The organism is Rhodoligotrophos defluvii, assembly GCF_005281615.1.
Lineage (GTDB): Bacteria > Pseudomonadota > Alphaproteobacteria > Rhizobiales > Im1 > Rhodoligotrophos > Rhodoligotrophos defluvii.
In genome coordinates this window covers 255,565-277,498 of the sequence record NZ_SZZM01000005.1, presented here as the reverse complement: position 1 = coordinate 277,498, position 21,934 = coordinate 255,565, and the positions used below count along the sequence as shown (strand labels likewise).

At 65.9% G+C, this 21,934-nt stretch carries 19 protein-coding genes; 6 read left to right on the top strand and 13 right to left on the bottom strand.

Annotation, left to right across the window (positions count from 1 at the left end):
* Positions 1 to 41: 41 nt before the first annotated feature.
* From E4P09_RS20490 to E4P09_RS20460, 7 genes are all read right to left on the bottom strand, one after another.
* Positions 42 to 836, bottom strand: coding sequence for an ABC transporter ATP-binding protein (locus E4P09_RS20490; RefSeq protein ID WP_137391486.1), 795 nt, complete (start codon positions 834 to 836; stop codon positions 42 to 44).
* Positions 829 to 1,770, bottom strand: a complete 942-nt coding sequence (locus tag E4P09_RS20485) for an ABC transporter permease (RefSeq protein WP_137391485.1) — start codon at positions 1,768 to 1,770, stop codon at positions 829 to 831. Before E4P09_RS20485 ends, E4P09_RS20490 begins: the two co-directional genes overlap by 8 nt.
* A gap of 2 nt (positions 1,771 to 1,772) precedes the next feature.
* Positions 1,773 to 2,741 carry an ABC transporter substrate-binding protein gene (locus tag E4P09_RS20480; RefSeq protein ID WP_428977732.1) on the bottom strand — a complete coding sequence of 323 codons (969 nt, stop codon included), beginning with the start codon at positions 2,739 to 2,741 and terminating at the stop codon, positions 1,773 to 1,775.
* Positions 2,742 to 2,772: 31 nt separating this feature from the next.
* Positions 2,773 to 6,237, bottom strand: a complete 3,465-nt coding sequence (locus E4P09_RS20475; protein ID WP_137391484.1) for an indolepyruvate ferredoxin oxidoreductase family protein — start codon at positions 6,235 to 6,237, stop codon at positions 2,773 to 2,775.
* A gap of 158 nt (positions 6,238 to 6,395) precedes the next feature.
* The gene (locus E4P09_RS20470) at positions 6,396 to 7,031 is read right to left on the bottom strand and encodes a TetR/AcrR family transcriptional regulator (RefSeq protein WP_137391483.1); all 636 of its coding nucleotides are present in this window, start codon (positions 7,029 to 7,031) and stop codon (positions 6,396 to 6,398) included.
* Between the two features lie 91 nt (positions 7,032 to 7,122).
* Entirely contained in the window at positions 7,123 to 8,361 is a 1,239-nt protein-coding gene (locus E4P09_RS20465; RefSeq protein ID WP_170984526.1) for an alpha-hydroxy acid oxidase, read from the bottom strand.
* 1 nt (position 8,362) lies between these two features.
* Positions 8,363 to 9,685 (bottom strand): phenylacetate--CoA ligase family protein, encoded by a 1,323-nt coding sequence (locus E4P09_RS20460; protein ID WP_137391481.1) that lies wholly within the window; start codon positions 9,683 to 9,685, stop codon positions 8,363 to 8,365.
* Positions 9,686 to 9,887: 202 nt separating this feature from the next.
* On the opposite strand from E4P09_RS20460, the gene E4P09_RS20455 reads away from it, so the two are divergent.
* Both E4P09_RS20455 and E4P09_RS20450 read left to right on the top strand, forming a co-directional pair.
* Entirely contained in the window at positions 9,888 to 11,144 is a 1,257-nt protein-coding gene (locus E4P09_RS20455) for an aromatic ring-hydroxylating oxygenase subunit alpha (protein ID WP_137391480.1), read from the top strand.
* On the top strand, positions 11,141 to 11,695 hold the full coding sequence (locus E4P09_RS20450) for an aromatic-ring-hydroxylating dioxygenase subunit beta (RefSeq protein WP_137391479.1): 555 nt from the start codon (positions 11,141 to 11,143) through the stop codon (positions 11,693 to 11,695). Before E4P09_RS20455 ends, E4P09_RS20450 begins: the two co-directional genes overlap by 4 nt.
* Before the next feature lie 166 nt (positions 11,696 to 11,861).
* Here the strand turns inward: E4P09_RS20450 and E4P09_RS20445 are convergent, their stop codons facing one another.
* The 4 genes from E4P09_RS20445 to E4P09_RS20430 are packed head-to-tail and all read right to left on the bottom strand — an operon-like array spanning position 11,862 to position 16,599.
* Complete coding sequence (locus tag E4P09_RS20445; RefSeq protein WP_137391478.1) at positions 11,862 to 12,629, bottom strand: ABC transporter ATP-binding protein; 768 nt, start codon at positions 12,627 to 12,629, stop codon at positions 11,862 to 11,864.
* A complete protein-coding gene (locus tag E4P09_RS20440; RefSeq protein WP_137391477.1) occupies positions 12,626 to 14,398 on the bottom strand; it encodes a branched-chain amino acid ABC transporter ATP-binding protein/permease in 1,773 nt (590 codons plus the stop codon). The genes E4P09_RS20445 and E4P09_RS20440 overlap by 4 nt, the downstream gene beginning before the upstream one ends.
* A complete protein-coding gene (locus tag E4P09_RS20435; protein ID WP_137391476.1) occupies positions 14,395 to 15,435 on the bottom strand; it encodes a branched-chain amino acid ABC transporter permease in 1,041 nt (346 codons plus the stop codon). The genes E4P09_RS20440 and E4P09_RS20435 overlap by 4 nt, the downstream gene beginning before the upstream one ends.
* Before the next feature lie 21 nt (positions 15,436 to 15,456).
* Positions 15,457 to 16,599, bottom strand: a complete 1,143-nt coding sequence (locus E4P09_RS20430) for an ABC transporter substrate-binding protein (RefSeq protein ID WP_239025289.1) — start codon at positions 16,597 to 16,599, stop codon at positions 15,457 to 15,459.
* Positions 16,600 to 16,824: 225 nt separating this feature from the next.
* Between E4P09_RS20430 and E4P09_RS20425 the strand changes: the two genes are divergently transcribed.
* The 4 genes from E4P09_RS20425 to E4P09_RS20410 all read left to right on the top strand — a co-directional run bounded on the left by E4P09_RS20425 (position 16,825) and on the right by E4P09_RS20410 (position 19,489).
* Positions 16,825 to 17,631: an enoyl-CoA hydratase/isomerase family protein gene (locus E4P09_RS20425; RefSeq protein ID WP_137391474.1), complete on the top strand. Its 807-nt coding sequence runs from the start codon at positions 16,825 to 16,827 to the stop codon at positions 17,629 to 17,631.
* 10 nt (positions 17,632 to 17,641) lie between these two features.
* On the top strand, positions 17,642 to 18,037 hold the full coding sequence (locus tag E4P09_RS20420; RefSeq protein ID WP_137391473.1) for a VOC family protein: 396 nt from the start codon (positions 17,642 to 17,644) through the stop codon (positions 18,035 to 18,037).
* Between the two features lie 166 nt (positions 18,038 to 18,203).
* Positions 18,204 to 19,121 (top strand): DMT family transporter, encoded by a 918-nt coding sequence (locus E4P09_RS20415; RefSeq protein ID WP_239025288.1) that lies wholly within the window; start codon positions 18,204 to 18,206, stop codon positions 19,119 to 19,121.
* 110 nt (positions 19,122 to 19,231) lie between these two features.
* On the top strand, positions 19,232 to 19,489 hold the full coding sequence (locus E4P09_RS20410; RefSeq protein WP_137391472.1) for a hypothetical protein: 258 nt from the start codon (positions 19,232 to 19,234) through the stop codon (positions 19,487 to 19,489).
* Between the two features lie 28 nt (positions 19,490 to 19,517).
* On the opposite strand, the gene E4P09_RS20405 is transcribed toward E4P09_RS20410, so the two are convergent.
* Together E4P09_RS20405 and E4P09_RS20400 are read right to left on the bottom strand one after the other, a co-directional pair.
* Entirely contained in the window at positions 19,518 to 21,050 is a 1,533-nt protein-coding gene (locus tag E4P09_RS20405) for an acyl-CoA carboxylase subunit beta (protein WP_137391471.1), read from the bottom strand.
* A 69-nt stretch (positions 21,051 to 21,119) separates the two neighbouring features.
* On the bottom strand, positions 21,120 to 21,899 hold the full coding sequence (locus E4P09_RS20400) for an ATP12 family chaperone protein (RefSeq protein WP_137391470.1): 780 nt from the start codon (positions 21,897 to 21,899) through the stop codon (positions 21,120 to 21,122).
* Positions 21,900 to 21,934 lie beyond the last annotated feature (35 nt).

The window sequence follows — 21,934 nt, the reverse complement described above, 5'->3', positions numbered from 1 at the left end:
ATCTTTTCCGAAAACCGGTGTCCACTTTTCGGGATCACGCTCTATCCCAGCACCATCGCATCATCATCCACCGGCACGCCGCGCGCCTGCTTGAAGAGGTCGAGCAGGTCGCTGCTGGTCATTGACCGCTTCCGGTCCTGCGGCAGGTCGAACAATACCCTGCCCTCGTGCAGCATCACCGTGCGGGTGCCGTGGGCGAGCGCCTGGCTCATGCTGTGGGTCACCATCAGCACGGTGAGCCGGTTGCGCGCGGCAAGCTGGTCGGTCAGCTCGAGCACATTGGCGGCCGCATGCGGGTCGAGCGCGGCGGTATGCTCGTCCAGCAGCAGCACCTTGTTCGGCACGAGGCAAGCCATCAGCAGGCTGAGCGCTTGCCGCTGTCCGCCCGACAGCAGGCCGACCCGGTCATTGATCCGGTTCTCGAGGCCCAAGCCGAGCTCGCGCAGGCGCTCGCGGTAGTGTTCATAGTCGCGCCGGGCGGTGGCACCACGCAGGCTGCGACGCCGGTTACGGGCCGCTGCGATGGCGAGGTTCTCCAGAATCGTCAGCCCCTCGCAGGTGCCGGCGCGCGGGTCCTGGAACACACGGCCCACGAGGCGAGCGCGCCGGGCGGCATCGCTCTCGGTCACATCCTCCCCGTCGATCCTGATCGATCCGGCCCGGGGCCGGATGTCACCGGCAAGCGCCCCGAGCAAGGTCGACTTACCCGCGCCATTGGTGCCGATCACCGTGACGAATTCGGCCTCCGCAATGGTGAGGTCGATGCCGCGCAAGGCATGGTTTTCAAGCGGCGTGCCCGCGTTGAACACGACTTCGATGCCAAAGGCCTCAAGCATCTTCGCGCGCACCCCTCGCAACGGGAAGCTGCCGCACCCGGACTGCCCTGCCCGCCGCCATCCACCCGGGTTGCGTGAGCTTGGCGGCGGCAATGGCGATAACGACCAGCACGGCCGTCACCAGATTGAGGTCCTGGGCGCGCAAGCCGATGGCATCCAGATTCAGCGCGAAGGCGATGGCGATACGGTAGATCAGGCTGCCCACCACCGCCGCGGCAGTGGCCAGTATCACGGTGCGGGTCGGAAGCAGCGTCTCACCCAGAATGACGGCCGCCAGCCCGATGATGATGACGCCGACGCCCATGCCCACGTCGGCAAAGCCCTGCGCCTGGGCGAACAAGGCGCCGGCCAGCGCCACATAGGCATTGGAGAGGCCGAGCCCAAGCGCCACCATGCCGCCGCGCTCGATGCCGTGGGCCGCCGCCATGCGGCTGTTGGCGCCGGCCGCCCGCAAAGCAAGGCCGATCTCGGTTGCAAGGAACCAGTCCAGAACGAGCTTCGCCGCCAGCACCACGACCGCCAACGCGAGCGGCAGGGCCAGATAACCCGGTATCGGCAGAGCCTGCAGCGGGGTGAACACCGTGTCGGCCGCAAGCAGCGGCAGGTTCGGCCGGCCCATGATTCGCAGGTTCACCGAATAGAGCGCCAGCATCACCAGGATGCTGGCCAGGAGGTGCAGCACGTTGAGGCGCACATGCAGGACCGCGGTGACCAGGCCGGCCAAGAATCCCGCCACCATGGCGAGCGCGGTCGCGGCGAACGGATCGATGCCGTGCATGATGCCCACCGCGGCAATGGCCGCACCGAGCGGGAAGCTGCCGTCCACAGTGAGGTCGGGGAAATCGAGCACCCGGAACGACAAGTACACCGCCATGCCCACCAGGCTGAAGATCAGCCCGGCTTCCACGGCGCCCATGAAGGCGAACAGGGTCATGGCTATTCGATCACCCGGGTGGCTTCTTTGACCAGGGAATCCGGCAGGGTCACGCCCATGGCCGCCGCCGCTTTGGGGTTCAGGTACAGCTGCAGCCTGTCGATGAAGCGCACCGGCAGCTTGGCCGGGCTCTCGCCCTTCAGCACCGCCACCGCATAGTCGCCGGCGGCCAGGCCGATGTCGAAATAATCGAAGCCCAGGGCCGCGATCGCGCCCCGTTCAACCGAGCCAGTGTCCCCGGCGATCACCGGAATGTCGGCTTCGCCGCCCACTCGCGCCACCGCCTCGATGGCGCTGACCACGGTCGAGTCGGTCGGGACATAGATCGCATCCACCTTGCCGACCAGGCTGCGGGCCGCATCCAGCACGGCGCTCGACTGGGTGGCCGTTGCCTCCACCACCTTGAGGCCCGCCTTGGCCGCCTCCGCCTTGACCACCTCCACCTGAGCGACGGAATTCGCCTCGCCGCCATTATAGATGACCCCGATCGTCGCCACGTCGGGCACGATCCTGCGGACGAGTTCCATATGCTTGTCGATCGGGGTCATGTCGCTCGCGCCGGTGAGGTTGCGGCCCGGTGCCTCATAGCTGTCCACCAGCCCCGCCGCGAGCGGGTCGGTCACCGCCGCAAACACGATTGGGATGTCCTTCGTCGCCGCCATGGCGGTCTGCGCGCTGGGCGTCGAGATGGCGATGATCAGGTCGGGCTTGTCGCCCACGAACTTGCTGTTGATCTGGGCCTGGGTGCTCATGTTGCCCTGGGCGCTCTGCACCTCCAGCGCCATGGTCTTGCCGTCCACATAGCCCGCCTTGTTCAGCGCGGCCAGGATGCCGTTCTTGGCCGCCTCGATGGCCGGATGGTCGACGATGTAGCTGAGCTTGACGCTCACCGGTTCCTCGGCCTGCCCGGCACTGATGCCCCAGAACATGGAAGCGGCAAGACCCAACTTTAAGACGAGTGCTCTCTTCATTGTTGTCTCCCCTATTGTCCCCTCGGTTCGGTCATTCGGCGGCAACCGGCAGCGGCGGGTTCGCCGGCCCGGCGGCAAAAGCGGCAAGCAGCTGCTCGCGTTTGGGGCGCACCGCCTCGATCGCCGCCTTTTTCACATGCCCATAGCCGCGGATGCGCTGCGGCAGGCGGGCAAACTCCACCGCCGGCCCGTGCGTTTCTGGCTTTAGCGCTGCGGCAATGCGCGAAAGGTCCGCTTCGTATTCCGCGATCAGGGCGCGCTCCTCGCGCCGGTCGGGATGCCATCCGAACGGGTCGAGCGCGGTGCCGCGCAGGCCCTTCATCCGCGCCAGCAGCCGGAACAGGTGCAGCATCCACGGCCCGAAGCGGCGTTTTCGCGGCAGGCCGGTCAACGGATCGCGTCGGGCGATCAGCGGTGCCGCCAGATGGAAATGGACCCTGCCGGTGGCTGCGACGGTCTTCTCAAGCGCCTGCTGGAACAGGCCGTCCGTGTAGAGGCGCGCCACCTCATACTCGTCCTTATAGGCCATCAGCTTGGCGAAATTCTCGGCCACCGCATGGGCCAGGGCGCCGGGCGCCCCGATGGCCCGCGCTTCGGCCGCGGCCACCAGATCGACGAGCCGGCGATAGCGCCTGGCATAGGCCGCATTCTGATAGCGCGTGAGCTCGGCTGCCCGATGCTCGGCCAACGCCTGCCAAGTCATCTCCTGCGGAAGCGGCGCACGCGCACGCTCCAGCCGGCGGAGGACGGCTTCCGGCTCGTGCGCATAACGCCGGCCCAGCGCGAAGGCGGCCTGATTGAGCTTGACCGCCACCCCGTTCTGCACAATCGCCTGATGAATGGCCTCGCGCGGAATCGGGATCAGCCCTTGCTGCCAGGCATAGCCCACCAGGATCAGGTTGGCGCCGATCTCATCGCCCAGCAGCGATTGGGCGAGGTGCCTGGCCGGGATAAGATGGGTGCGGCCTGGCGCAAGCCGTTCCAGCGTCCTCTGCAGCGCGTGGGACTGGAAGTCGTAATCCGGATTGCGGACGAACTCACCGCCGACCGCCTGCTCGCTGGCGATGACCAGGCTCCCATTCTCGCGGGCGACCAGATCGAGCATGGCCGGCTCGGCCGAAACCCTCAGATCGCCGCCGATCAGCACCCGCGCCGCCCCGCGCGCAATCCGCACGGCATCGAGCTGACCGGGGGAAACAGCCAGCCGCAGATGGCTGTTCACCGCCCCGTATTTTTGCGCCATGCCCAGCTTGTCGTGTACGGTAAAGGCATGGCCCTGCGTCCGGGCGGCCGTGGCCAGCAAAGTGCTCACCGTGACGATGCCGGTGCCGCCCACGCCGGCAATCAGCATATCGTAGGCGCCGCTGGCGGGAAGCGGCGGCAGCGGCGGTTCGGGAATGGCGGCCTCGTCGAGCAGCGCCGGGTCGAGCACCGGCTTGCGCAGGCTCGCGCCCTCGATGGTCACAAAGCTCGGGCAGAAGCCCTTGAGGCAGGAGAGGTCCTGGTTGCAATTCGTCTGATCGATGGCGCGCTTGCGCCCGAATTCGGTTTCGACCGGCACCACCGACAGGCAGTTCGACTGTACGGAGCAATCGCCGCAGCCCTCGCACACCCGGTCATTGATCAGCACCCGCGTCTCGGCTTGCGCCATGGTGCCGCGCTTGCGCCGCCGCCGCTTCTCCGTGGCGCAGACCTGGTCATAGATCAGCACCGATACGCCAGGCACCCGGCGCAGCTCGTCCTGCACCTGTTGCAGCTGCTCCCGGCCCGAGACCGGCACCGCTGCAGGCAGGCCGGTCCGCGCGTGGTAGCCGTCCATATCCTCGGCCACGACGGCGATGCGCTTCACGCCTTCCGCCTGCACCTGGCGCACGATGTCGGCGACAGAAAGCTTGCCGTCCACCGGCTGGCCGCCGGTCATGGCGATCGCGTCATTGTAGAGGATCTTGTAGGTGACGTTCACCCCAGCCGCGACGGCGGCGCGGATCGCCAGGCTGCCAGAGTGGAAATAGGTGCCCTCCCCCAGGTTCACGAACACATGGTCCGTTTCGGTGAATGGCGCGGTGCCGATCCATGGCACGCCCTCGCCGCCCATCTGGGTGAAGGTGTCGGTGCTGCGGTCCATGCCGGTGGCCATGAAATGGCAGCCGACACCGCCGAGCGCCCGGCTGCCCTCCGGCACCACCGTGGAGCTGTTGTGCGGGCATCCCGAGCAGAAATAGGGCGCCCGCGGCGGCAGCACCGCTGCCGGCGCGGGGGGCTGATGCAGCACCGCTTGGATTAGCGCGCGGCGGCGCTCATCCAGCCTGTCGGCAATTTCGGGCGCGAGCGCCGCAAGGATCATCTCCGCCGACAGCTCGCCTACCATGGGGAACAGCGGCTCGCCCTCACGGTCGCACCGGCCCAGCACCGCTGGCCGCTGCTGACCGGCGAAGGGATAGAGCGCGGATTTGACCTGGCTCTCAAGGAGATCGCGCTTCTCCTCGATGATCAGGATCGTCTCATTGCCCAGGCAGAAGGTGGCGAGCGCCGCCTCGTCCGCCGGCCATGGCATGCCGATCTTGTAGATTGAGAGGCCGCGCTCACCCGCCTCGTCCAGTGACAGGTCAGCGAGGCGCAGCGCCTGCTTGAGGTCGAGATAGGACTTGCCCGCGACCACGATGCCGAGGCGCGGCGCGGCCGCCTGCACCATCACGCGGTTGAGCTGGTTGGCACGGGCGAAGTCCAGCGCGGCCGGCAGCTTCACGCCGAACAAGCGCCGCTCCACCTCGGGCCACGGATCGGGCCAGCGGATCCAGCGGTCGTTGTCCGGCCCCAGTGCGCGCGGATGGGCCAGCGAAATCCGCTCGAGGCCCACATCGACGATTGCCGTCGAGTTCACATGCTCCGCCAGCACCTTGAGGCCGACATAGCACCCGGAATAGCGCGACATCTCGAAGCCGAGCACCGCATAGTCCAAGAGCTCCTGAATGTCGGCCGGATAGAGCACCGGCATCTGCATGTCGATGAAGGTGGGCTCGGAATGATAGGCCTGGCTCGACGACTTCAGCGCATGGTCATCGCCCGCAACCACCAGTACGCCGCCGCTGCGGGATGAGCCCGCCCCATGGGCGTGGCGCAGCGCGTCGCCACAACGATCGAGCCCGGCGCCCTTGCCGTACCACATGGCGAACACGCCCTCGACCTTGGCGCGTTGATCAAGCGCGGTCTGCTGCGTGCCCCATACGGCGGTCAGCGCCAGGTCCTCGTTGATGCCAGGCTGAAAGCGGATGTCTTCCGCCGCCAGGTCCTTCGCCACGCGCCAGGCCTCGGTATCGAGGCTGGACAGGGGCGAGCCGCGATAGCCGCTGATGAAGCCGGCGGTGTTCAGGCCGCGCGCCCGATCGAACCGGCGCTGGCGGATCATCGCCAGGAGCAGAGCCTGGGTGCCGGTCACCATCAACTCTCCGGCCGAGGAGCGGTAGATGCTGTCCATTTCGGCTGCTTTGCTGGCCATGCGCGGCAGGGCTCCCCATTCGCCGAGATGCTGCCCGGAGCCCATTTTCTCTAGCGGTGGCTCAACGGGCTCGGCTTTCTCGATTCATTTATGCATAGAACGAACGGTCGATCAATTAATTTTCCAGAGAACGACGCTCACCTCCCCGCGCCTTCCGCTCAGCGCGCGCCGGACCGCTTCGCGGACTTCGCCTTCGGCGCCGCGATATGGCGGTAGCCGTCGAGAAAGATGTCCACCGCCCGTTCCGCCAACTCGCCCGGCTGGATCGAGCCTTGCGGCTTGTACCAGGTGTAGGTCCAGTTGATCATGCCGAAGAACAGCATGGTGTCCGCATGCGTGACCTGCGCGTCCTGCGGCATGTCCGGGCGGATGCGGACTAGGATATCGCGCACCGTGGCGATCAGCGCCCGCTGCTTCTCCACGATTTCCTTGCGCTTGTCCTCGGGCAGGAACTGCAGGCAGGTGAGCAGCACCACGTGCTTGTTGCCCGAGACCGCATAAACGTCCAGGAACAGGCGGATGAGCTCGTGGAACCGCTCCACCGGGTCCTCATGCCGCTGCAGCGTCTCGCGGCAACGCTCCAGCAGCTTGTCCACATGCTCGGTGAGCATCTCGGACAGGATCGCCTCCTTGGACTCGAAATAATGATAGAGGCGCGACTTCGAGCAGTTGCAGGCGGCCGCGATGTCGCCGATCGAGGTGGCCGCATAGCCGCGCGAGGCAAACAGCGCAGCGGTCTTCTCGATGATCGAGGCCTGGATGTTGTCGAATTCCGGGGAACGCGTTCTCGCCACAGGACTACCTGTCTTGATGATCAGATGCGGGACTATAGGGATCGGCACTGCCCGAGGCAATTTTTCGCGAGAAGCAGGCCCGGTGAGGCGCTCACATGGCCGCCTCCATTCGCCGTTGCAGGACGGCGTAGTTCGCTGGTGCGCTCACCTCGGCGAGATGCGCCGCACCCAGATAGCGCACATGCTCGGGGGTGATCTCGGAGAGGGAGGCGGCACCCAGCAAGGTCATGGCCCGTTCGAGCTCCGTCTTCAGAATCCTGATCACATGGGCAATGCCGGCCGCCCCCGCCGCCCCGGCGCCATACAGCGTGTTGCGCCCCATCAGCACCGCATCGGCCCCAAGCGCCCGGGCCTTGATGATGTCTGTTCCCCGCCGGAAGCCGCTGTCGCACAGGATGGTGAGCCGGTTTCCCAGCTGCTGACGGATCTCCGGCAGCACGGTGAGCGGCGACACCGCGCCGTCGAGCTGCCGGCCGCCATGATTGGACAGGATCACACCCGATGCGCCGATGTCAGCGGCACGCAGCACGTCGTGCACGCTGAGCAGTCCCTTGATGATGACCGGCCCTTTCCACAGGGCGGTGAACTCGGCCACATCGGTCCATGTCACCGAGGGGTCGAGCTGGGAATTCATGAAGGCGACCAGCCCCTGAGCGCTTGCGCCTGCCCCGGTGGCCGCTTCCACCATGTTCTCCGGCCGCGGCGCGCCCGATTTGGCAAGGCGCATCAGCCATCCCGGATGCCGCAGCGTGTCGAGCACGTTGCGGCGGGTGAGCTTCAAGGGCAGCATGAAGTCGTTACGCGGGTCGCGCTCGCGATTGCCGCCGGTGGCGCAGTCTACCGTCAGCACCAACACCTCAAAACCTGCCGTCTTTGCCCGGGCCAGCAGGCTGCGGGACAAGTCGCGGTTACGGAAGATGTAGAGCTGGAACCAGGCGCCCGGGCCCGCGGCGTCCGCCACTTCCTCCAGCCGCACGCTGGAGACGGTGCTGAGGCAGAGGGGAATGCCCGCACCGACGGCTTCCTTGGCCAACAGGATTTCCGCCCGTGGCCAGGCAAGGCCCGCAAGCCCGGTTGGCCCGATGCCGAAGGGCGCCGCATAGCGCCGGCCGAACAGCTCGAGCGACATGTCCACCCGGCTTACGTCGTTCAGCACCCGCTGCACAAAGCCCCAGTCCTCGAACTGCATGCGGTTGCGGCGACGCGATACCTCATCTTCCGCCGCGCCATCGATGAAGTCGAAGATGGCGCGCGGCAGCCGGCGGCATGCCTCCCGGCGCATGTCCTCCACATTCAGGATGTGCTTGAACCGCCCCGCCCTCGCTTCCACCTCAGGCAACCTCCGCCCGGTGCAGCACCCGGGTTGCCTTGGCCTCATAGCGCGGCAAGGCACCCTCCTCCAGGCACTCCACCTGCACGTTGATACCGAGCCGGGCCTGAATCTCGCGCCTGATCTCGTCCACGATCTGCGCGGGCGGCCGGCCCGCACCGCGCGCCGCCTCCACGGCCACGCACATCGTGCCGATGGTGGTGCGCTGCTTGTCGATATAGATCTGCCAGGCCTCCTTCACGGTGCCGGGCGTCTTGGCGACGATATCCTCCACCTGCGAGGGGAAGACGATCACCCCCTTCACCTTGATCATGTCGTCGGTGCGGCCGATGATGCGGCCGATCTTGCGCATGCCGCGCCGCCCAGACGGACAATCGAAAGGGTTCGGCGACAGCCGCACCAGGTCGCGGGTGCGCCAGCGCACCACCGGCGAGGCCTCGCGGCACAATGTGGTGACGACGATCTCGCCCACCTCTCCCGGCTCAATCGGTTTCAAGGTGGCGGGATCGAGGATCTCGGTGATCACCGTGTCCTCGTTCATGAGCTGCAGCTCGTCATCCCCGTGGGTATAGGGGGTCGAGATCGCCAGGATCGGGCCGCCGGCTTCGGTCGTGCCGTAGATGTTGTGGCTCATGAAGCCCTCGGGCATTTCGGCTTCGAGCTGGGCGCGGAATTCGGTCGAGACGGACTGGCCGCCGAGAATGCCCACTTTGAGGCACCAGTCCGTCTTGGGATCGATGCCCATCTGCTTGGCCTGGGTGATCAGGGTCATGAGCCAGAGCGGCGACATGGAGGCCACCTCATAGCCGTGGTCGCGCAACCAGCGCACCGCCAGTTCGGCGCGCCCTGGCCCGATCGGGAATGTGGTGCAGCCCAGCGCGGCAAAGCCCGTATCAAGCGCGGGGCCGCCGATCCACAGCCCATAGCCATAGCCCTGATAGGCCCGTTGGCCCCGCCGGACCCCGGCGGCCGCCAGCATGCGCGCTAGTTGGTACGGCATGAGCTTCGTGTAGTCCGCTTCGGTGAGGCCGAACAGAACCGGAAGTCCCGTTGTGCCTGATGTGGCCATGAAGCGCTGCACCCGGTCCATCGGCACGGTCAGGAACGGGAAGGGATAGCGCTCATGCAGGGCCGATTTGTCCAGGAACGGCGCGTTCTCCAGCCCGTCTTCGGCAGCGAGGTCGCGCGGGTTCATGCCGGCCGTGGCGAAATGGTCGACCCATTCCGGGCTTTCCGCAAGGCGCGCACCGAGCTCCGCCAATCTCTTCCTCTGCAGCTTTTGGATCGCGGGCCAGTCCAGGCTCTCCACCTCGGGATGCAGCATCCAATCCTCCCTTTGCGCCGGAACTTTTCGATCGCATCACATGGACGACTCCCGGCAATCAGCATTTTATTAGAACGAACGATCGGTCTATGTAAATGGCCGAGCTGCTGGCAGTGGTGCGGCCTTGACAAATGTCGTCGAGCGCAAATAATTAGAACGATCGTTCGGTCTAATATTCTTCCCCAGAAGGTACGACAGCGCCATGCTTCATATGCCAAAGACGCCGGACTACCGCAGCCTCGTGGAGCCGACCAGGGTCCATAGTAGCCTTTATACGGACGAGCGGATCTTTCAGGATGAGCTGGAGCGCATCTGGTACCGCACCTGGGTCTATGTCGGTCATGTGAGCGAGGTGCCCAATCCCAATGACTATGTGACCAAGTCGATCGGACCGACGCCGGTTCTGCTGGTGCGCGACCGCGCCGGGGAGATCAGGCTCCTGCTCAACAAGTGTCCCCATCGCGGCAACCAGCTCTGCGCCTATCGCCGGGGCAACCGCACCACCTTCACCTGCCCGTATCACTCCTGGACCTTCAGCAATACGGGCGACCTCATCGGCTTTGCCTTCGCCGACGGCTACGAGGGCTGCGACAAGCGCCAGTTCGGCCTGGGCAAGGTGCCGCGCATCGGCATCTATCGCGGCTTCATCTTCGGTTCCTTCGCGGAGGACGGCCCCTCGCTGGACGAATATCTGGGCGGGGCCAAGGCCTCCCTCGACCAGCTCCTGGACAATTCCCCGGAAGGCGAGCTCGAGCTTACCGCCGGCTTCCTCCAGCATCGCACCAAGGCCAACTGGAAATTCATTCTGGAGAACGAGACCGATGGCTATCATCCGGCCTTCGTGCACAGCTCGATCTTCCAGGTCTCCGACAGCGGCATCGGCAAGCTCTATGATCCCCGCTCCAGCGCGCTGACCCGTGATTTCGGCAACGGTCACACGGAGTTCGACCTACGCCCGGAATGGCGACGCCTGGACAAGCCGCTGCAATGGTTCGGGACCAACGAAGGCCGGCTGCCGGATTACGTGCGGGCCATGACAGGGGCTTATGGCCCGGAGCGCGCACGCCAGATCATGATCGACGGCACGCCACATACCATGATCTTCCCCAACCTGTTCATCGCCGAGATCCAGCTGTTCGTGATCCAGCCGATCGCGGTGGACGAGACCATCCAGCACGTGACGGCCCTGCAGTTCAAGGGCGCGCCCGATTTCAACCGCCGCCTGCGCCAGCAAACCATGGGCTCGGTGGGCCCGGCCGGCCTGCTGCTGGCCGATGATACGGAAATGTATGAGCGCAACCATCGCGGGGCGGCGATCCGCGATCCCGAATGGCTCACGCTGACCCGCGGGCTTCACCGCGAGCGGCGGGACGAGAACGGCTATCTGATCGGCCATTCCACCGACGAGGTGCCGCAGCGCGGCATCTGGCGCCATTACCTGGAGTTGATGACCGCATGAGCAGCACGAGCGCGAGCAGTTTGACTTTGGCGGAGGCAGCATCGACTGGCAGCGACCACGCCCATCGGCAGGAGGATGCCGGCGAACTCATGCACCGCATCGAACAGTTCCTCTATCTGGAAGCGCGGCTCCAGGACACCCACGCCTATGACGACTGGGAGGCGCTGTGGACCGATGATGCCATCTATTGGGTGCCCGCCAATGGCCACGACACCGACCCGGAGCGGGAGATGTCCATCATCTACGACAACCGCTCGCGCATCCGCCTCAGGGTGGAGCAGCTGAAGACCGGCCGCCACCACACCCAGACGCCGCCTTCGAACCTGGCCCGCCTCATCTCGAATGTGGAGCTGGTGCGCCAGGAGGGCGACGAGGTGCACGTGCGCGCCAACATGCTCGTCTTCGAAGACAACCTGCGCGGCGAGACCATCTGGGCCGCGCGCAACGAATATACCCTGCGCATGGTCGAGGGCGCCTTCCGCCTCGCACGCAAGAAGGTGGCGCTGGTCAACAATCACAAGCCGATCTTCACCCTGTCCTTCCTCGTCTGAGCGGCCATCTATGGGAACCACACACATCCCCGGCAGAACGGGCGGGGCGAGCCGGTCCGAGCCCAGGTCATCGGTAGTGCGGCGGGCATCGGCGCCGCCGTCGACCAGCTGTCCCGCAGCCACGAGGGCTAGCCACCGTGGCTAGCCGTTCCATAGATGGCCGGTATCAGGTCAGGGCCATGCGCGGGGCGACGGTCTCCTGCGCTTCAGCTGCGCTCGCCACGCCCAGATAGCTGTCGATCACCCGCGGGTTCGCGGCGAGGTCAGCCGCTCTGCCCTGCAGCTCCACCCTGCCGTTCTCGAGCACATAAGCCGTATCGGAGACCTTGAGCGCCGCCCGGGCATTCTGCTCGATGAGCAGGATTGACACCCCGTCCTGCTTCAGCCGTGCAATGATGCGGAAGATCTCGGCCACGATCAGCGGGGCAAGGCCAAGGCTCGGCTCGTCCAGCATCAGCAGGCGCGGCCGCAACATGAGGGCGCGGCCCAGGGCCAGCATCTGCCGCTCGCCGCCGCTCAAGGTGTGAGCGAGTTGGCGCCGCCGCTCCGCAAGCCGCGGAAACAACGCAAACACCTCGTCCAGCTGCTTGGCCGGATCAATCGACCGGTCATGCCGTTGGGCAAAGGCGCCGAGCCGCAGATTGTCCAGCACCGTCATCGGCCCGAACAGCTCGCGCGTTTCCGGCACCAGGGCGATGCGCGCACGCACCCGCGCCTCGACCGACCGGGACGCCTCGGGCCAGGCGGGGAACACGATGCGGCCGGATGAAGGGATCAGCCCCATGACCGCATTCACCAGCGACGTCTTGCCGGCACCATTGGGGCCGATGACCGCGGTCACCTCTCCCTGGCGTACGGTGAGCGAGACCTCGCTCAGCGCGATGATCCTGCCATAGCGCACCGACAGCCGCTCCAGGTCCAAGAGCACGGTCACGCCGGCACTCCCAGATAGGCTTCTTGGACGCCGCTGTCGGCGCGCACCACGGCCGGCTCGCCGAAGGCGATGCGGCGGCCGAAATTCATCACCATCAGCCGGTCCGCCAGCTTGGTCACGAAATCCATGTCATGCTCGACCAGCAGGATGCCGAGGCCATCCTCACGCAGGCTGCGCAGCAAGGCCGCAAGCTCTGCCTTCTCATTGGCGCGCAAACCGGCCGCAGGCTCATCCAGCAACAGGAGCACTGGGTCGGCCGCAAGCGCCCGGGCAATCTCCAGCACCCGTTGATGGCCCAGCGGCAGCGCGCCCGCCGGCTCCCAGGCCTTGTCCGCCAGGCCGACCCGCCCCAGGAGATATATCGACCAGCCGAGCAGCCGCTTCTCCTCTGCTCGGTCGAGCCCAAAACTCGCCGACGCAAGCCCGGCTTGGCCAAGATGGGTCGCGCCGATCGCGACATTCTCGATCAGGCTCATATCCGGCACCAGCTTCACGTGTTGGAACGTGCGTGCCATGCCCAGCCGGCACATGGTGCGCGCATCCGCCCGCGGGATTTCCTGGCCGAGGAAGGTGATCCGCCCGGAGCTTACCGGCAGCGTGCCGCTGATCAGGTTGAACAGGGTGCTCTTGCCCGCGCCATTGGGGCCGAGCAGGCCGAGGATCTCGCCCGCGCGCACCTCCAGGCTCACCTCGTCCACCGCGACAAGGCCGCCGAAATTCCGCTTGAGACCTTCCGCCGCAAGCAGGGGTGTGCCCCTGGGCGGACGCGGCCGCGGCGAAGGCAGCCGGGCCGGCGCCATGACGTCTCCCTCAGCCGCAGCGCGCGGCAGCCAAGACTGGACGAGCGGCAGCATTCCTCGCCGAGCGCGCCACAGCACCAGCAGCATGATGCCGGCGAAAGCGAGCATCTCCAGCCGGGTCGTCGCCCCGAACAGCGGCTGCAGCACCTCCTGGAGCTCCTGCTTCAGCAGGGTCACCAGCCCCGCGCCCAGGATCGCGCCCATGACCTGGCCGCTGCCGCCGATCACCGTCATGAACAGATATTCGATGCTCATATGCACGCCGAACGGGGTGGGGTTCACGAAGCGCTGGACGTGCGCATAGAGCCAACCCGAGAGCGCCGCAAGCAGGGCCGCGACCAGGAAGGCGACCAGCCTATAGTGGGTGGCATCCGCCCCGAAGCTCTCGGCGATGGCCGATCCGGTGCGCAGCGAGCGGATCACGCGTCCGATCCTGGAGGCGAGCAGGCGCTGCACCCACCAGACCGCTGCCGCCAGGGCCGCCAAGGCCATGAGATAGCCCACCCGTTCCGACCGCAGCTCGAACCCAGCCAGCGAAACCGGCGGAATGCCCGTGAGCCCGTTGAACAGGCCCAGCGCCTCCGTGTTGCCCACCAGGAAATAGAAGCTGATGCAGAAGCACAAGGTGGCGAGGGCTAGGTAGTGCCCGCTCATCCGCACGGTCACCGAGCCGATGACGAGCGCCACCACCGCGGCCGCCGCAAGCGCCACCACCAGGCCTAGCCAGGGCGACAGGCCATAGGCCGTGGTCACATAGCCGGTCGCATAGGCCCCGACCCCGACGAACGCGGCCTGCCCGAGAGAGACCATGCCGGCAATGCCGGTCATCAGCACCAGGCCGACGCAGACGATGGCGAACATCATCACGTAAGTGGCGATGGTGAGCTGATAGGCCGTGAGAAACAAGGGTGCCACGGCAGCAATCGTCAGCAGAACCAGAGGCGCCTTGCGCATGAGCTTTGCTGTCATTCCGCCTCGTCCTCCACATGGGGCGAGATGAGCGAGCGCCAGAACAGCACTGGGATGATCAGTGTGAATACGATCACGTCGCGATAGGCGCTCGCCCAGAAGGACGCGAAGGCCTCGACGAGGCCAACGGCCAGCGCGCCCGCCGCGGCCAGGGGATAGACCGCGAAGCCGCCGACGATCGCGCCGACGAAGCCCTTGAGCCCCAGGATGAAGCCGGAGTCGTAGTAGAGGGTGGTGATCGGCCCGATCAGCAGGCCCGAGACCGCGCCGATGAAGCCTGCCAGCACGAAGGCCGTGCGCCCTGCCGAGACGGTGCTGATACCGAGGATTGCAGCGCCCCGCCGGTTATAGGCCGCCGCAAGCAGCGCCTTGCCCCGCAAGGTATGGGTGAAGAAGGCATAGAGCCCCAGCACGAGAAGCAGGCTGACGAGCAACACGCCGAGGGATTGCTGGGAAACCACCATGTCGCCGAAGACGAGCGGGTCGCCCGAGAAGCCGGTGGTGCGCACCCCTTCCGCGCCGAACACCTCGAGGCCGATGCTGTTGAGGCCGAAATGGGCCGCGATCGCCGCGATCAGCAGCACCAGCGGCGACGCGCTGGCAATGGGCTGGAAGGCGACCCGGTAGAGGATCGGGGCCATTGCGGTGATAAGCGCGCAGGTCACCGCCATTTTCCACAGGAGAGGTGCATCCGCGGGCACGAGATAGATCGCCGCAAGCACCAGTGCGGCCGGGATCGCGCCAAAGGTGACGAGCGAGCGTCCGACGCCGCTCCAATCATGGCGCAGCGCGGCCGAGCCGAGGTCGAAGAGCAGCGCCAGCGCGGCCCCGGCCGCCAGCACCCAGACCGTGCCCGGCAGGGTGCCCGCCTCGAAGGCCGCAAGGGTCAGGGCCGAGAAGGCCACGAAGTCCCCCTGCGGCACGAACACGATCCGGGTCACGGTGAACACCAGCACGAGCGCAACCGCGAGCAGGATATAAACCGCGCCGGTGGTGACACCGTCCTGAACGAGGATGGCCCCGATATCGAAGGTCATGGGGGCGAGCCCTAACAGCCTCTAATCCACGAGCGTCCACTTGCCGTCGACGATCTGGGTCATCACGCGCGAGCGCTCATCGAGCCCGAGATGGTCGGTGGGCGACATGTTGTAGACCCCATTGGGCCCGGCAACGTCGCGCGTGCTCTCGACCGCATCGCGCAAGGCGGCCCGGAACTCCGGCGTGCCCGGCTCGGCTTTTTCCGATGCCTTGCGGATCGCCGCATCGAGGATGAGCTGAGCATCCCAGAGATACGCGGCGAAGGTCGACCGCGCGCCCGCGCCGGGTATGGCCTCATAGAGCTTGATGAAGTCGAGCGCCGGCGCCTTGGCGGGATGGTCGTCCGGCAGCTGCTCGGCCACCAGCACCGGCCCCGCCGGCACGAAGGTGCCTTCCAGCGCCTTGCCACCAACCCGCAGGAAGTCGTTATTGGCCACCCCATGGGTTTGATAAATGGTGCCTTTATAGCCGCGCTCGACCAGCGTGCGCTGCGGTAGGGCAGCCGGGGTTCCCGATGCCGCAATGAACACCGCATCCGGCTTGCGTGCCACGATCTTGAGGATCTGCCCGGTCACGCTGCTGTCGGTGCGCTGAAACCGCTCCGACGCCACCACCTCGATGCCATTGGCTTCGGCAAGCCCGGTCATCACCTTGATCCAGCCTTCGCCATAGGCATCGCTGAAGCCGATGAAAGCCAGGGTCTTGATACCGCTCTTGCCCATGTGCTCGAGCACCACCGAAGCCATTTGCGCGTCACTCTGTGGCGTCTTGAACACCCAGCGGCGCTTCTCATCCACGGGCTCGACGATCAAGGCGGAGCCAGCAAGGCTGATCATCGGCACCTTCTGCTCGATCACCAGCTCCAGCAAAGCCAGGGAGTTCGGCGTGAGACTGGGGCCGACGATGACGTCGACCTTGTCTTTGGTGATCAGCTTCTGCGCGTGCTTCACCGCGGTCGAGGTATCGGAAGCGTCATCCAGCAGGATATAGTCCACCGACTTGCCGCCCAGAGTCTTCGGTAGAATGGGCACCGTCCGCTGCTGAGTCACGCCAACCGACGCGCCAGGCCCCGTCGCCGAGACGATGACACCGACCTTCACCTGGGCTGCAGCGGGCAGCACCATTGCTGCCGCGGCCAGAACACCAAGGACAAATCTCTTCAAGGCTTCCTCCCCTGGTTTGCCGGGTGCGCGTGCTCGTGGCGGAATCGCCATCGGTTCCAGCCAGCCGCATCCCCATGCCGTTGTTTGCGTAATTTATAGAACGAACGGTTGATCTTTTAAAGGGATAAATCGCGTCTGCCATTCCCATCCCGTTCTCACCCTAGGCAGGACGGAACCGATGCGTTACAGCCCGTACTGGACCGTAGAGACCCGGAGACGCCGCAGATGAGTGACACGGTGATAGCCGCGCCAGGCGAAGAGGATCCAATCTGCCTTGCCAGGCGCATCGATGATATCGCGCTGATCTGGATGAATGACCCGAAGCGGCGCAATCCCCTCTCGCTGGAGGCCAGAGGGTTGCTGATTGCCGAAGTGAACCGGGCGATGGACGACACCGCCGTCTCGTCTCTCGTGCTGGCCGGCGCTGGCGGCTTCTTCTGTTCCGGTGGCGATATCAAGGGCATGATGGGCATCGCGCCCGCCGATGCGCGCCGCCGTCTCCATCATATTCATGATCTGATCCGCACCATCCAGACCGGGTTCAAGCCGGTCATCGCCGCGGTCGAGGGCGGCGCCGTGGGCGCAGGCCTGTCATTGGCCGCCGCCTGCGACATCGTGGTGGCGGCCGCCGATGCCCGCTTCTCCCTGCCCTTCGGCAAGATCGGCCTCGCCCCTGATCTCGGCGCGCTCTACACCCTGCCGGCGCGCATCGGCGTTGGCCGCACCCGATGGCTGGCTATGACCGCCCGCTCCATCGAGGCGGAACAGGCCCTCGCGTGGGGTCTCGTGGAGGAGACCACAGCACCGGGCAATGCCGTTGCCCATGCGGTGGAGCTTGCCCGCGAGATCGGCCGCAACGCGCCCCTGTCCACCGCCATCTGCAAGCAGCTGCTCGCCCGCCACCCCGCCGCGCTAGAGGACGTGCTGTCCGCCGAGGTGAACGTGCAGGCCCTGCTCTTCGCGAGCGAGGATTTCGCCGAGGGCGCCAGGGCCTTCTTCGAGAAGCGCGCTCCCAAGTTCAAAGGGAAATAGGGGAGCCGGGATGCTCGACCACGTCTCCATCGGTGTCCGCGCGCTCGATGAAGCTGCGCGCTTTTATGAGGCCGTGCTTACGCCCATCGGCTATTCGCGGCTGGTGACCCGCACCGGCACGGTCGGGTTCGGCACCCGCTATGCCTCGTTCTGGCTCAACGAGCGGCCGCATATGGCGCCCGTCGCCGCGGATACCGGCTGCCACATAGGCCTGCGGGCGAAGAGCCCTGCGGAAGTCGACGAATTCCACCGCATAGCGGTGGAGAATGGCGGCAGCGACGACGGCGCGCCTGGCGTGCGCCATTACAGCAAGGCGAGCGTCTATGCCGCGTTCATCCGCGACCCGGACGGCAACCGGCTGGAAGTGCTCGCCGTCCTACCGGCCGGAGAGAAGACCACCTCCTGAGGTTCGACCGGGATGATCATGGCGCATACCAGCTATTCCATATCGCCAGTGGTGCCCGGGGCAAATCTTGCGTAGCGGCAGGCTGGTCTGCACACAATCGTCTGCCACAGGCTCGTGTGGGCCATAAGCTCGACCATTCCGCCTTCCGCATCAACCAGAGGACAGGATGAGCGCAGTGTCAGCCGGCGAACGGGCGCCGCGGGCTCGATATGTGGCGGGTGCCGTCTGCGGTCTTGGGGCAATTCTCATCTGGGCCGGCTGGATGTCGGTCACCCGCCTCGGTGTGACCACATCAATGACAGCCACGGACGTCACCATGCTGCGCTTCGGCACGGCGGGCCTGGTGCTGCTCCCGATCGTGATCCGGGAGGGGCTGGCGCTTGATCGTATCGGCTGGTGGCGCCTCCTGATCCTGGTCGTCGGTGCCGGTGCGCCCTATGCCATGGTTGCCGCCATGGGCTTGCGCTTTGCCCCTGCCGCCCATGCCGGTGTGCTCATTCCCGGCGTGATGCCACTTCTGGTTGCATTGCTCTCGCTCGTGTTCCTCAAGGAGCGGTTCACCTCGAGCCGGAAAGTCGGTTACGGGCTGATCTTGCTCGGCGTGGCCATGATCGCCGGCCTCACGGCCGTGCTCCCTGGTCAGGACCATACCAAGGGACACCTGCTGTTCCTGACAGGCGCCTTCATGTGGGCCTGTTATGTGGTCACCCTGCGCCAGAGCCGGCTGGCGCCGCTGCACGCGGCGGCCTTGGTCTCGGTGGGATCGGCGGTTCTGTTCCTGCCCGTTTACCTGATGAGCCGCGGGTTGCACCTGCCGCCGGCGCCCGTGTCGGACATTCTCGTCCAGGCCATATTCCAGGGCATCTTCGCCACGGTGATCGCCCTCTACCTGTTCGGCAAGGCCGTCAGCATTCTCGGCGCCTCGGGCGGCGCGGCGTTCGGCGCCCTGGTTCCGGCCCTCGCCGCCCTCATCGCAATTCCCGTGCTGGGTGAGATTCCCACCCTAAGCGATTGGCTGGGCATCATCGCTGTCTCGAGCGGGGTCTATCTGGCGAGTGGTGGTCCGGTGTGGCGACGGGGTTAACCCGGGCGTTACCAGCAGGGACGAAGCTTGCCAATTGGCCAGCAGTGATCTTGGCGAGCCTACCGAGGCCAACTACATCAATGAGGGGCGGCCAGAGAAGGAACAGACCAATGGGATGGAGCACGCTCGTCCTCGCAGCCGGGATTGGCCTGGCAACGCCCGCCAACGAGATGTTCAACTGGGACCCGCAGGACGAAACCCGCAACCCGACCTATCGCTACTATCAGCAGGGCTATCCGTCGCCCTACCTGCCGCCAGCCTATGTAGCGCCGCGGCCGCGGGAAAGCAGCACGGCGGTCGGCAACTGGACCAACAGCCCCCGCCCGCCTGCTGCTCGAAAGTGCGATCCGCGCGTCGCTGCCTGCTGACTTGAGCAGGCGGGAGCCGCGGACCCAATTACAGTGGAATGTTATCGTGCTTCTTCCAGGGGTTCTCTTGCTCCTTATGGCGGAGCATGTTGAGCGCCCGGGTGAGGCGCCGCCGGGTTGAGTGCGGCATGATCACCTCGTCGATATAGCCGCGCTCGGCGGCTACGAACGGATTCGCGAAGCGCTGTTCGTATTCCTTGATGCGTGCGGCGATCTTCTCGGGGTCGTTGAGTTCCGACCGGTAGAGGATCTCCGCCGCGCCCTTGGGACCCATCACCGCGATCTCCGCCGAGGGCCAGGCATAGTTCACGTCCCCGCGGATGTGCTTCGACGACATCACGTCATAGGCGCCGCCATAGGCCTTGCGGGTGATGACGGTGACCTTCGGGACCGTCGCCTCCGCATAGGCGAACAGCAACTTGGCGCCGTGCTTGATTAACCCGCCATATTCCTGGGCCGTGCCGGGCAGAAATCCGGGCACGTCCACGAAGGTCACGATGGGGATCGAGAAGCAGTCGCAGAAGCGCACGAAGCGTGCCGCCTTGCGCGAGGCATCCGTGTCCAGCACACCGGCGAGCACCATGGGCTGATTGGCGACGAAGCCTACGGTGCGGCCTTCCATCCGGCCGAAGCCCACGATGATGTTCTTCGCGTAAGCCTCTTGGATCTCGAAGAAATCTCCCTCATCCACGACCTTGAGGATAAGCTCGCGCATGTCATAGGGCTGGTTCGGGTTCGCGGGAACCAGGGTGTCGAGGGATATATCGGTCCGATCGGGATCATCGAAGGTCGGGATCTCCGGCACCTCGTCCGTGTTGGAGGCCGGCAAAAAGTCCAGGAGCCTGCGCATCTGCAGCAGGGCTTCCAGGTCATTGTCATAGGCACCGTCCGCGACCGAGGACTTGGTGGTGTGGATGGACGCGCCCCCCAATTGCTCGGCCGTGACCGTCTCATTGGTGACCGTCTTCACCACGTCCGGACCGGTCACGAACATGTAGGACGTGTCGCGCACCATGAAGATGAAGTCGGTCATGGCCGGCGAATAGACATCGCCGCCAGCGCAGGGACCCATGATCACCGAGATCTGCGGGATCACGCCGGACGCCAGCACGTTGCGCAGGAATACCTCGCCATAGCCGCCCAGCGCCGCAACGCCCTCCTGGATGCGGGCGCCGCCCGCGTCGAACAGGCCGATCACCGGCGCGCGGTTGGTGAGTGCCATGTCCTGGATCTTGGTGATCTTGCGCGCATGCGCCTCCGACAGCGAGCCGCCGAACACGGTGAAGTCCTTGGCGAACACGTAGACCGTGCGGCCGTTCACCGTACCCCAGCCGGTGATCACCCCATCGCCCGGGAATTTCTGCTTCTCCATGCCGAAGTCGGTGCAGCGGTGCTCGACGAACATGTCGAACTCCTCGAACGAGCCGTCGTCCAGCAGCAGCTCCAGCCGCTCGCGGGCCGTGAGCTTGCCGCGATCGTGCTGGGCCTCGATGCGCTTGGCCCCACCGCCGGCGCGCGCCACCGCCCTGCGCTGCTGCAGCTCGCTCAACACATCGCTCATGCCCCTGCTCCCCATCTGTCGTGGAATTGTCCACGGGGTAAATACCACCAGGGGCGGCAAACGCAACGGTTATGGCTGATGGGTGAGCCGTAAGAGCAGCACGGCGGAATCGAACTCGGCCTTGCGCAGGGCGCGCCGGCGAACGGCCGCCGGATCCTCGCCCCATTGCTCGGCCTGCCAGTCCTCGTCAAGATGGGCGGCGGTCCAGCCCTGCTCCGGATCGAGATGCTGCTGGGCAACGGCAAGGGCCACGATGGCCGAGCCCGAGAGGGTGGTCATGTTATGGAGGCCGGTGAGCCCGAAGGCATCGTAGCCGTCGAGATGCGTCTCCAGCTTGGCGAGGGCCTCCTTCGGCTGCTGGCGATAGATGACGCCCGTCGCCGTGACGAGCTTCACCCCCAAGGCTTCCGCCGCCCAGTCCAGAATGGGATCCCACAGGGCACACTGGCGGGCCACCAGCGGGTCGGGATCATTGGCGCGATAGCACAAGAGATCGCTGCTGCCATAAGCAAGGATCTCCGCCATGATACGCATCTTGTCTGGCGCCACCCGATCGATCGCGGTGTTGGACAGGCGGGTCAGCGGCATGGCCGCCGGATCGATATGCTCGCCCTGCCTGTTCCACTCGGCGGCTATCTCACCGGCAAGCGCCGCATTGGGCACAATCAGTGGGTTCTTGAGTGGCGTCTTGATGCTGCGGCCGTCGAGTGTGACGGTAAAACCACCATTGGCCTCACGCACTTCGGCCTGCTTGTAGAAGCGCTTCGGTAGCGGCCGATCCTGAGCATGCGCTTTGATGATTTCCGCAAAGCTCGCAGCCGCGGCGCCGTTCTTTTCTTGCTCTGCCATTGGTTCGACCGTCCTATGCCAACTGCGCTGCCTGA

What these genes read in the sequence shown, in the direction of transcription:
- E4P09_RS20480 (WP_428977732.1), bottom strand. Translation starts at nt 2,741, where the DNA reads ATGAAGAGAGCACTCGTCTTAAAGTTGGGTCTTGCCGCTTCCATGTTC.
- E4P09_RS20440 (WP_137391477.1), bottom strand. Translation starts at nt 14,398, where the DNA reads ATGACAGCAAAGCTCATGCGCAAGGCGCCTCTGGTTCTGCTGACGATT.
- E4P09_RS20475 (WP_137391484.1), bottom strand. Translation starts at nt 6,237, where the DNA reads ATGGCCAGCAAAGCAGCCGAAATGGACAGCATCTACCGCTCCTCGGCC.
- E4P09_RS20485 (WP_137391485.1), bottom strand. Translation starts at nt 1,770, where the DNA reads ATGACCCTGTTCGCCTTCATGGGCGCCGTGGAAGCCGGGCTGATCTTC.
- E4P09_RS20405 (WP_137391471.1), bottom strand. Translation starts at nt 21,050, where the DNA reads ATGAGCGATGTGTTGAGCGAGCTGCAGCAGCGCAGGGCGGTGGCGCGC.
- E4P09_RS20455 (WP_137391480.1), top strand. Translation starts at nt 9,888, where the DNA reads ATGCTTCATATGCCAAAGACGCCGGACTACCGCAGCCTCGTGGAGCCG.
- E4P09_RS20400 (WP_137391470.1), bottom strand. Translation starts at nt 21,899, where the DNA reads ATGGCAGAGCAAGAAAAGAACGGCGCCGCGGCTGCGAGCTTTGCGGAA.
- E4P09_RS20425 (WP_137391474.1), top strand. Translation starts at nt 16,825, where the DNA reads ATGAGTGACACGGTGATAGCCGCGCCAGGCGAAGAGGATCCAATCTGC.
- E4P09_RS20415 (WP_239025288.1), top strand. Translation starts at nt 18,204, where the DNA reads ATGAGCGCAGTGTCAGCCGGCGAACGGGCGCCGCGGGCTCGATATGTG.
- E4P09_RS20460 (WP_137391481.1), bottom strand. Translation starts at nt 9,685, where the DNA reads ATGCTGCATCCCGAGGTGGAGAGCCTGGACTGGCCCGCGATCCAAAAG.
- E4P09_RS20410 (WP_137391472.1), top strand. Translation starts at nt 19,232, where the DNA reads ATGGGATGGAGCACGCTCGTCCTCGCAGCCGGGATTGGCCTGGCAACG.
- E4P09_RS20490 (WP_137391486.1), bottom strand. Translation starts at nt 836, where the DNA reads ATGCTTGAGGCCTTTGGCATCGAAGTCGTGTTCAACGCGGGCACGCCG.
- E4P09_RS20435 (WP_137391476.1), bottom strand. Translation starts at nt 15,435, where the DNA reads ATGACCTTCGATATCGGGGCCATCCTCGTTCAGGACGGTGTCACCACC.
- E4P09_RS20420 (WP_137391473.1), top strand. Translation starts at nt 17,642, where the DNA reads ATGCTCGACCACGTCTCCATCGGTGTCCGCGCGCTCGATGAAGCTGCG.
- E4P09_RS20450 (WP_137391479.1), top strand. Translation starts at nt 11,141, where the DNA reads ATGAGCAGCACGAGCGCGAGCAGTTTGACTTTGGCGGAGGCAGCATCG.